This is a genomic window from Sphingomonas silueang (assembly GCF_040049155.1).
GTDB classification, from domain to species: domain Bacteria; phylum Pseudomonadota; class Alphaproteobacteria; order Sphingomonadales; family Sphingomonadaceae; genus Sphingomonas; species Sphingomonas silueang.
In genome coordinates, this window is the sequence record NZ_JBDZDK010000058.1 from 1 (window position 1) to 10,817 (window position 10,817).

6 protein-coding genes are annotated in these 10,817 nt (G+C 63.6%); 5 read left to right on the forward strand and 1 reads right to left on the reverse strand.

Annotated elements, in window-relative coordinates; translation table 11 throughout:
• Window positions 1-630 precede the first annotated feature (630 nt).
• The 3 genes from ABLE43_RS22595 (at window position 631) to ABLE43_RS22605 (ending at window position 4,837) form a co-directional block, all read left to right on the forward strand.
• On the forward strand, window positions 631-2,298 hold the full coding sequence (locus tag ABLE43_RS22595; RefSeq protein WP_348980215.1) for a DUF6119 family protein: 1,668 nt from the start codon (window positions 631-633) through the stop codon (window positions 2,296-2,298).
• Between the two features lie 244 nt (window positions 2,299-2,542).
• Window positions 2,543-4,027 (forward strand): hypothetical protein, encoded by a 1,485-nt coding sequence (locus ABLE43_RS22600; protein WP_348980216.1) that lies wholly within the window; start codon window positions 2,543-2,545, stop codon window positions 4,025-4,027.
• 78 nt (window positions 4,028-4,105) lie between these two features.
• Complete coding sequence (locus ABLE43_RS22605; protein ID WP_348980217.1) at window positions 4,106-4,837, forward strand: hypothetical protein; 732 nt, start codon at window positions 4,106-4,108, stop codon at window positions 4,835-4,837.
• 18 nt (window positions 4,838-4,855) lie between these two features.
• Here ABLE43_RS22605 and ABLE43_RS22610 read toward each other — a convergent pair whose 3' ends face one another.
• Window positions 4,856-6,052, reverse strand: a complete 1,197-nt coding sequence (locus tag ABLE43_RS22610; protein WP_348980218.1) for a phospholipase D family protein — start codon at window positions 6,050-6,052, stop codon at window positions 4,856-4,858.
• A gap of 364 nt (window positions 6,053-6,416) precedes the next feature.
• On the opposite strand from ABLE43_RS22610, the gene ABLE43_RS22615 reads away from it, so the two are divergent.
• A complete protein-coding gene (locus ABLE43_RS22615) occupies window positions 6,417-9,413 on the forward strand; it encodes a hypothetical protein (protein ID WP_348980219.1) in 2,997 nt (998 codons plus the stop codon).
• Window positions 9,414-9,717: 304 nt separating this feature from the next.
• Window positions 9,718-10,035: a hypothetical protein gene (locus tag ABLE43_RS22620; RefSeq protein ID WP_348980220.1), complete on the forward strand. Its 318-nt coding sequence runs from the start codon at window positions 9,718-9,720 to the stop codon at window positions 10,033-10,035.
• The last annotated feature ends 782 nt before the right edge of the window (window positions 10,036-10,817 follow it).

A 10,817-nucleotide genomic window follows, 5' to 3' on the forward strand; every position in this document is an offset into this window, starting at 1 on the left:
CAGCATCCCGATCTCGCCGCCTGACACACCGCCAAGCGAACAGCCTAGACCACCGGGATGAGGGGTCCTTTTTCGACGCCGATCACCCCGCTACCGGGGTCCCTTTTCCACGCCGATCCACAGTCAGGCAGCTTTCGAACATCAGATCGCGCGAAGCAGACATTAGCTTCGTTTGCAGGTCGAGCCGCTAAGACCCACAAACCCGGACATTCAGCGCAACCTGAGCGGCACCCGGAAACGGACGTTCGTTCATCCTTACGGTCTCGTGGGCAATGTCGATGCCGCGCTTAAACAACAGGTCTTTTACGTTCCGCAACGAGAGCGGGCAGCCGACATACGTCGCCACTACCAGTGGGATCACCTCGGGCGACTGGCGAAGCGAAGCGCCGTCGCTCCGACTCCGCCCCCCGCGGCTGATGTCCCTGTCGCATACCCTTGTCGGGCGCGGCTTTGCCGACCGCTTCCTTGGCTTTCGCGATCAGGCAGGGCGAGAGCGGATGCATTTCTGCGATCCTCTCTGGCGCCTTGAGCGTCAAAATCGACCATTATGGATGAACGTCGACACGAGCATTGGACGGAGGCGTAACGATCGCTACCATCGCAATGCGCGAAACTGCGCCAGGAGAGTCGATGGCAAAAGCCGTGCGCCAGCAAAAGACCGCCGCTACGATCGCGACGCGGACAATTTCGCTTCGGCTGCTGAGAAAGGACCGCACCGTCGACGACGCCGTACGCGCCAATCGCGAGCTTCAGGAACACGCCACCAAAACGGGGCGTCTATTCTACGACCAGTCTGACGACAACACGCCGCCCTGGCTCGAGCTGCTCAACCAGTTCACCGCGGACGGCGAACTCCGGCTCCGCAACAAGAGCTGCGCCGCCATCCTGTTTCTCGACATCGCGTCAACCGGAGGCGGCGCCCGCACCTTCGCGCTGACCTTCGGGGGCGGCCATCTGGCGATCCACGCTGACGCATTCGAACGCAACTTCGGGCTCAAGGTCGCCCTGAATTCGATCGTCCGCGCCAACCTCAAGAATCTCGATGTCGCGACCCTTGAGGCGACGTCGTTCCAGAAGCGCGTCCAGGCGAGCCGCAAGTCCGATCTCGGAGATTTCGGCATCGACACCGAGCACGATCTCCTTCGGCTCGCCGGCGGGGTGCCGACCGACACCAATTTCGCAAGCTCCCTGTCGGGCAAGGATGCGCTGACCTTGACCGCGAAGATTTCGGCCGATGCGGTCGCGGCCAAGTGCGCAGCGGCGCTCAAGCTGTTCGAAGCGAACGACTACAAAAAGGACTATGCGTTCATCGACCAGATCAGCCCGGTGCGGGAGACCGATCTGGTGCTCGCGCTGGACGCGCTCGTCTTCGCGGAAGTTCAGCGCCTGCTGGCGGGTCAGCCGTCGGACCTGCATCTGACCATCCCCGAGATCATCGACCCCGAGGCCACACACGAAATCGGCTATTTCGGCCCCGGTTTCCGGCCGGGAGCGAAAACTGGCTACGGCGAACTGACGATCGAGGATTACATAGCCGAACTCAAGGCCGGCAAGCCCGCCGAGCTGAAGGACATGGCCGACATCAAGTCCAGCCAGGAAATCCGCGTCGTCATCGACGGGCAGGGCAACAAGCAGCGCCGCGAGCGGCTTTACGACTGTTTCGTCTTCGAAACCGCCCACAAGAGCAAGACCTACGTCCTGTTCGCGGGCGACTGGTATTGCATTGAGGACAAGTTCTTCGCGAGCGTCGAAGCCGATTTCCAGAAATTGCTGTCGGCCGCGCCCGTCGTTGCCAGCACGAAGGCGCTCAACGAGCAGGAATTGATCGCGGAACTCGACAAGGACCCCGACCTCCTCAACCTCGACAAGGTCAAGGCGTCGCCCGCAGGCGCCCCCGGCGCCAATCTCGAGCCGTGCGATTTTTTGTCGCGCGACAAGCGCTTCATCCATCTCAAGGATGGTCACGGGTCCGCGCCGATCAGCCATCTGTGGAGCCAGGGCGTGGTCGCCGCGGAGTCGTTCGTGCGCGACGAGACCTTCCGCAAGGCCATGCGGGATTCGGCAATCAAGCGGCAGAAGAAGGCGAAGAAATCAGGCTTCGAACTGCTTCTTCCCGACGGACGGTCGAAGCCGGTCCCCGCCGACTACAAGGTCGTCTACGGGATCATGCGCCATCGCTATCAACGGTCGAAGAAACTGGGGTTGCCCTTCTTCAGCAAGGTAAGCCTCCGCGCCGCCGCCAGCAGGATCGAGCTGATGGGTTTCACTGTCGAGGTGCATCTTATCGAGAAGAGATGAGGCTCTGACAGGCTGGTCCCTCAACCCCCAACGCCAGGGGCAAAAACGTCCATGTCAAACTGTCTGCGTACTGGATATGCCTCCAGCGTCACGCGAAATGCCGACGCGCGATGCGCTATCCTCGACAAGGAGATGGGGTGTGGATGCGCAGCCGTCGGCGCGACACCGCGCAATGCGGCGTTCCTGTACGACAATGCCGAAATGCTGCCTTGAGAGAGTTTTCCGCACTGTTTAGCCAATGCCAATGTTTACTGAGTACAAGCCGTTCCGCAACAGACTGCGACGGATCGACGCGCTTCCGGCGCTGGAAGCGGTGTGGGCATTCATTCAGTTCCTCCAGTTCGACAGGCCCCTGCCGCCGGCATTCCGCCACCCGCTCGCGGCCTATCGATCTGGTACGGCGCTGGGTTTGCTCGAATGGGAGTTTGAGACCCTCGCGCGGGAGATAGTCGCCAACTGCCCATTGCGAGGCGACCGGACGATCGACGACTGGAACGCGGTGTCGGCGCTGATCAATGAAGTGAGGCGTCTTGAGGGGGCCGCCTATCGTGGAAGAGTCGACGCGGCCGAGGTCATGTATGAACTCAGCCGGATATCCCATCGGCAATGGCCCTGGCAGGCGCGGGTCGATCACGAAAACGTCGCGCGCCACTACAAGCTCTACGATCATCCGGAAGTACGCCCGCTCATCGAGCGCGAGTTCGGGATGAGCATCACGGAAATGTACCAGATCGGACTGGCGCTGAGCGGAGCGTTCCAGGACTCGATGTACCACGCGCTCCCGATCGCCAACCAGATCAACGACGTCGCACCCGAGACCGTCGACCGCTTCCTCCAGCGCTTCTCGGCGGACTTGTCGACGCTCGGCGCGACCGTCCGAGCGCGGGCGAGCTTCGACGTGAACTGGGCCTATGCGTTCAATCCGCTCCGCCTCCACCCGCTCGTCCGCACCCCCGACGGCCGCCTGGCGGCGCCGCTGACGCCGTTGCTGCTGCGGCGCCTGCTCGACGGAATTTACTTCGACATCGTTCCGGTGCCGGAGTTCGGCAACGCCATGGGCGCGTCATTCCAGGCCTATGTCGGCGACGTCGTGACCGCCGCCGACCATAATGGTCGCATGACCCTGTTGCCGGAGCAGCGCTATGGCCCGGCCGGTCGCGCGCGCGACAGCGTGGACTGGATTGTCGACGACGACAGCGGAACGCTCTTCATCGAGTGCAAGGTCGCGCGCATGAAGCTCGCGGGCAAAATCGACCTGACGTCGCGCGATGCGCTGACCGAGGAACTGGCGCGGCTCGCCTCCAGTATCGTGCAGATGTACGCCGCGCTGCGCGATGCGCTGGAGGGTCGCTATCCTCACTGGCAACCGGGAGCACGACCGGTCTTTCCGATGCTTCTGACCTTGGATGAATGGAACGCGTTCGGGCAGCATATCGCGGCGATCCTCGATCCGCAGGTCGCGGCGGGCTTCGCGCAGCGCGGCCTCGATCCGGCTCTGCTGACGGACTATCCCTATCAGATCTGCTCGGTTGAAGCATTCGAGGCCGCCGTCCAGATCATGGGCGTCAGCTCAATCGTAGAATTCATGTTGGCCAAGCTGGACGGCGAACACCGGCTGTGGCCGATGCATTCGTTCATCGCGAATTGCCGCCAGGACGAATTTGCCCGGTGCCGGTCCCTCTTTCCCGAGGTCTGGACGACGCTCGAAGCGACCGCGAAACGCGCATAGCGCTCGCAGAACGCCGCCGCACCTGGTTGGCAGAAACGCCGGCTTGGATCGGTCGCGGAACTGATGAATAGTCGGCGCATGGAAGGAAGCGATCCAGACAGGGAGGGAATCGCCGCTGCGACGGACGACGAGTCGGATACTTGGCGGTCGCGGCTTCGCGAAACGGCGCGGCAACCGTTCTGGCTACTGTCGCCGACCTGGGCATTGGCCAATATCCTGAAGCCGCGGTCGGACAGAAAGCGCCGCGCCGCGGTCATTCGCCGGCTCAACTGGCTCTACTTCCTGCTGTCGCTCGCCACCCTGGCGCTGGCGACGCTGCTCTCCGGCAACGATCTGGCGCGCATCCAGCCCGACCATTACGTCTGGTGGGCCGCCGTCCTGCAATATCTGCTGCTCGCCCGGTTCTTCGAGGTCTCCTGGGCATTTCTCCGCGACGCGTTCGACAAACTGGAGAGTCCGGACTCGTCGAGCGATCTCGGATGGGGCGAGCGTGTCCGCCTCGCCATGCGCAGCTACGTGGAGCTGGTTTCGAACTTCGCGCTGATCTACGCGCTCCTCCCGGCGTCGGCATGGCTGCCAACGGAGCTTCCCAAGCCGCCAGGCAGGCTCACCGATCTCGTCTGGTACAGTGGCAATGTTGTGACGACGAGCGGCGGCGGCGGCTATCTGCCGGCCGACATTACGCTTAAGGCGCTGAGTCTGTGCGAAGTGTTCTGCGGGGTCATCCTGCTGGTGGTCAGCTTCACGATCTACACCAGCCGGGCGCTCGGGAACACGCCGCGGCAACTGGACACAACGGACGCCCACTGAACGCTTCGCGTCACGCGATCATGGACGGTAGAACAACGTGTCGAGCATGGCTGCGCGAGCCTCCCACAGCTCCCCATCGCCCGCGTCCGGTTTGTCAACGTTGTACCAGTCCGACAATCGGATCGGCTCAATTACGCGCTCCCAGTAATTGTCTAGGTCGAGCGTGGTGCGGGCGAAGCCCAGCGCTTTGGCCGCCTGGACGATGTTGGGTTTGCAGACGCACAGAAAGGTGTCCGGCCGTTTCATCGCGAGCAGCCGCGTCGCGGTCGGCACGCCGCCAGTGCGCGACGAGCCCGTGAATGCCTCCCGGAACAGCCGGCAGAAGCGGTCATACTGGCCCTGCGTCACGTCGCCGGCCAAGGGGATGCCGTCGAGCGCCCTGGCCAGAAAACGGTCGTTCTGCTCGATCCGGTTCGCGAAGTCGCCCGCGCCGCGCATCGATCCGAACCAGCCCCATTCGCGGTCGAGATCGGGTCCGACCTTCTGATACTCGCCTAGGATGCCGGCTACCGCCTTGCGTTGTGGGGCCAAGAAGCGCGCGAACGAAGCCTCCGTCGCGAACCAGCGTCGGGCCACGGCTATCAGCTCCAAGCTCCGGTCAACGTCATGATGACGGGAGGCCCGGACCCGCCGCGCATATTCATCCCAGTCCATCGCCGTGATGGCGCCGGCCGCCGCAACGCGTTCCTCTGGTACGGGATCGCGCGGCGCCTTGGGCAGCCTCGCGGCGCGAACGCAACTGGCGCGATAGGCATCTGCGTAGGGCTGCGTCACTCGCCGCCCATACCCGGCGCTGGTCCGTGCGAACGCGATGATGTCGGCCAGCGCCGGATCGTCGATCGTGCCGGTGAGCGCAACTGCCGCTTCGAGGTTTTTGCCGAGGCCGCCACCGGTGAAATTGGCGCTGCCGATAATCGCCGCGACGCGCCTGCCGCTGCGGAAGCCATAGACCTTGGGATGATAGGTCCCGTCGGCGAATCTGGTCGCGACATAGCTGTGCGGCACGCCGACCAGCGCTGCAACGAGATCGGGGTCGGTCTGGCTGAACGCTACCCCGAAGGTGACGTTGCGGAACTTGGCGCGATTGGCGAGAAGTCGCTCGGTCATATCGGCATGTGATCCCCAGGCAACGGCCCAGTGAAATTGGTCATGCTCGTCCATGAGGCGCCGCAGCTTTCGCCGCACCGCCTGCGCCTCCAGGAATTCCACGTCCATTCGCCCCCTCCAGGCGCGCAATTTGCGCTGTCTCGGCATATCGGGATCGGCGCCCGACGGAAGCCGCAGGTATCAGCGAAGACTCCGCATACCAATCGACGTGCGAGCTGGGCGGTTGCACCAGCTCTCTCGTCAAGCAAAATCTACTACGTCAATCCCGCCGCTCAGGTCAGGGTCGCATAACGTCACCTCCTTAATGTCCAACTCTTGTCAGAAGCTGATGTTCATGGTTAGTCTGAACGACACCCCGTAGCGACAGAAGTTAGGCCGTTTGCCGAACGGCAGGTTCTAGACGAGCCTTTGTCTGAAACGGACATTCGATATGCCTCGGTTTGCCGATCTGAATGCGGACCGGGAGCGCGGAATGACCTTCGACGAATATCAGACCGGTGGGATGGCGCTATACGCCGACTTCGCCGAGGCGGTGGCGGACATCCTCGAGGCGGCGATCGCCGAGCAACGCGACCTTCGCCTGCAGAACATCCAGTGGCGCGCGAAGGAGTCGGCTTCGCTCGAGGCGAAGCTCGCAAAGGCCGGGGCGAAGGCCGACACGCCGATCGGCGACGTCGCCAAGGACGTCGCGGGCTGCCGCGTGATCCTCTACACCAACGGCGACGTCGAGCGGTTCCGGAACAGCGGCATCCTGCGCGCCAACTTCGAAGTCGATTACGATCGCTCCAAGATGCACTACCCCGAGAGCAAGGAGGAGGGTGCCGAGTTCTTCATATCGGAGAACTGGGTGGTGACGCTGAGCGAACCGCGCTGCGCGCTCCCCGAATACCGCCGGTTCGCCGGACTGCGCTGCGAGATCCAAATCCAGACGATCCTCGACCACGCCTGGGCCGAGATGGCGCACGACACCATTTACAAGCCGATGACCGACGTTGGGTTCGGCGCCGCGAAGATCGAGGCGATGCGCAAGCGGCTGCGCAAGGTGATGCAGGAACACCTCCAGCCAGCGGGCTACGCCTTCGACAAGATCGCCAGCGACTATGCCCGACTGCGCGACGGCAAGGAGATGTTCGACGGCGACGCCCTCGCAACGATCCGCGGCTGCGACGACCGCAACAGCCTCGAGGAGACGGTCGAGCGCTACTCGAACTTCGTGCTGCCCCACTTCGATGACTACATCGCCGCCGCGCCCGACATCATCGACACGATGTCCGACGCGGCGATGCGCGCGCCCGGGATGCCCGAGGTGCCACTCAGATACTTCAACCGCGAATATCCCGGCACCAAGTCCCACGCGGTAATCGTCAAGATCTGCCGGATCTTGGAAAGTGGCTATCTGATCTACGCGGCGCCGGAGCGGATGTTCGAAGCCGTGATCGCCATGCGCCGCTCCGCCGTCACGGACGACGAGCGCAAGCCGATCGACGATCTCGCCCGGCGGTTCGCCCAGTATGACCTCCATGCCTGGAAGAAGGTCGGGCCGGGAATCCAGCGGCTGATCGTCGACAGGATCGCGGGGATGGAGGATGCCTCCCTGGTCGACGCCGCCGCTACCGCCACCATCATGCTGAAGGAGACCCTCTCTAGCACGGTGACCGGCACCAGCTGGAAGGCCGACGCGATGCTGCTTCACAACGGATCGGTCGTCGTCACCGACGAGCTGAAGCAAATCCGCCGCGATGCGCTGGGACAGCTCGAGCGCCTGCACGGGCTCCTCGCCGACCACGGGACGAAGGAAAATGTGCGGCACGCCATGCTCGCCGCGGGCAGCACGCCGAACAACGCCGGCTACACTGATCAGCTCGGCGAAGTCATCATGGACGACCTCGCTCAAGTTATGGGGTTCTTCGCCGGCGTGATCCCCGGCCTAGGGCTCGAGGCAAGGCGGCATCTTGAGGTAGCCGTCCACCAGCGATACTACGCCTACCACGCGCTGCCGCCCGCCATGGCCGGTAACGCCGTGCTGGCGTCAGCGCAGGGGCGGCTGCTCGAGGCGTTCGCCGAAGTCCGTGCCGCGCTAGACGCCGATCCCGAACTGGCCCGCTACCGACTGCTCGTCGGCTACGACAGCGTGACCGCGAGCATGTGGGCCAAGCCGGGCTTCGACTACGAGGCGAGGAAGGAAGAGCAGTCCGCCGGCATCGAAGCGCTGATCGCGGAAGTCACGGCCGACACGTCGGACGAGTGGCTCGTGCGGCTCGAGCGCTTCGTCGAGACGCGCAGCAGCGATGGGGCGACGTTCATTGGACTCCAGGATTTTATCAAGCGGCTCGCGACGGCTCAGCCCGACATCCTGCTGTCTTGGTTGCCCCGGCTCAGCGACCGCCTCGCGGCATGGCTGCCAGGCATGCTCCATGGACTCTGGGAAGCTGGCCGCGGCCCGGACATAGACCGCCTGCTCGAGGGTTGGATCGGCGAGGACCGGCACCTGTCCTCAATCGCCTACTACCTGCAGTTCGCCGAGGCGTTCCGGTTCGACCTGCTGGCCACCATCACCGCTAAGGGGCTGGCAGTGGCAGACGACGCAATCCTGCACAACGCCGCCATCGCCGCCGCCCGGCAGTCGGCGAAGCGTCCGCAGGGGCTGTTCGACGAGATCTACCTGCCGGCCGCGCGGTCGCTGGCGTCGCGCGGCGTGTTCAACTGGACCGGCGGCATGTTCAATTGGGACCAGGTCGCGCTGCTGAAGGGACTCTCCGCCGATCAGGTCGACCCGCTGCTCGCGCTGATGACAGACGTGCCGCGGCTGGGGAGCGACGGCGAGGCGATGCTCGCCGTCATCGCAGCGGAGCACGTCCAAGCCGTCATCGACCTGATCGGCCGGCGCTTCCAGCACGACAGCAAGAACGGGGACAACTTATACGAGGACCTGCCGCACGGCTTCCACTACCTGCGCGCGCCGCTCGCGGCCGCTCCGGGTGAGATCGTGGCGGCGGCGCGGGCGTGGTTCGACGCCAATCCAGCCTTCTCCCAGTTCCACGGCGGTCGGCTGATCTCTGAGCTTTTCCCCAACTTGGAGCACCCGCTCTATCCGCTGCTCTACGGCCAGCTCGAACAGGGGCGCGAGGGCATCGACTTCGTGCTCTCGGTGCTGAGGGCCTACGAGGGCGAGAAGTTCCTGCATCCGCTGCTGCGCGCGATCGTCGTTTTCCTGCCCGTGGACGACGAGCTGCTGAACATCGTCGACATCGTCATCGACTCGAGCGGCGTGCTCGTTGGCGAATACGGCTCCGTTGAGGCGCAGGAGGCGCGCAAGGCCCTCGTCGCCGAGTGGGAAGCCGACGAGAACGAGGCCGTACGCGACTTCGCCGCGCGCTTCATAAAGTCGGCGGACAACCAGCTGGCGATGGAGCGGCGCCGCGCCGACTGGACCGTCGCGCTGCGCAACATTGAGTTCGATGGCGCGTAAGTGGCTAATGCAGAGCAATTACTCGCGTGAATTGCGACGCGGCTCAAAAGCGGTTTTTCAACCCATGGCGGCCTTTGGCGTAAATGTTGGCGCAGTTACATTACCGCTTATAGGGCGCTTAGCCGCCCGGAATCGGAGGCGGCCTATCCTCGGTCGAGACGGGCCGCCCAGCGCTTCCGATCTCGAAGTATGGCACTAACCTAAGTTGCCGGCGGTCTCCGGCGCACCATCTTTTCGCCCGGACACGCAGCTTCCGACAATGGCGGCATCAATGCTATCTGCACGCTCGTGTAGGCATCGGAGAGTGACTATCGTGTTGAAGGGTGAGAAGCCGCGTATCGACGAGAGCGAAACCGGCGACGGTATTGCAGAGAAGATCATTGCCGAGCGACTGATGAACGCGGGGCTCAACGATCCCGGCGGCGAAGCGGCAGCGATCATTCGGGCGCTGAATAATGCTGAGTACCCGGTCGCGCTCGTTCAGAAGGGGCGACTAATGCGCTTGCTCGACGCCCTGGAGGAGCTGCAGGGCCGGGAAGCTGCGGTTGCATCGCTTCTCGGGCAAGCGAGCACGCTGTTGGCGAAGATCCGAGAAGAGGCTGATCTCCCGCCCTCCAAATAGGGCTAAGCGGGAAGGCGCGAGCCGCCCTTCTGTAAGCTGTAGGGCGGAATGAATAGCACGAGTAGTGGCCAGACGAATAGGCCGGTTAGTGTCCCAGCCATCGTTCGAGCCGCACCTGAGCGAACGTCTGGTCGCCGGAGCATCTCGCGCTGCGCTCTACGACCGCTACTGAGGCGCCTTGCTGACGGTCTGCATCCGAGCGATTCATCGGCAGCTTCGGTCAATGGGAGACGTTCGCGGCAACTGATCTGAACGACTGGCTTTGGTCGCAAATGGCCGTTCCGCTTACTTGATCGAGGCTGCTGCCAGCGCTCCACAGCATGAGTTGGCCGTTGAAGGCAGTTGACTGCGTCCGCTACAGGCTTAGCGCAATCGGTGAGGAGCGGGTCGATCGAGAACCGACACCGGCCGCGCTAACCCTAGTTGTACTTGGCGTACTTCCTACCCTACAACTGCTTTCCTCATCATAGTGCAGGCTCAGGCGTCGACCTCTTCTTCCCGGCTATTCGCCGGCGAAGGGGCTGTCTTTTTGCAGAACACCGCCCAGTCCCGCATGAGCAGCCGGCGTTTGTCGAGAAAGTCGGTCCGGCGATAGGCCGCCTCCACCCTGTTCGAGATTGTGTGGGCGAGCGCCGCTTCCGCGATCTCCCCTGAATAATCGTAAGCGTGGCGTGAGGACCGCAGTTTATGCGGCTTGGGCTGTTGGCTGATCTGTCTGGGGCACCCAGTTCCACGGCATCAGCTCGTCCCAGCGGGTGGCGGGCCAGTCGCCGGCGACCCTG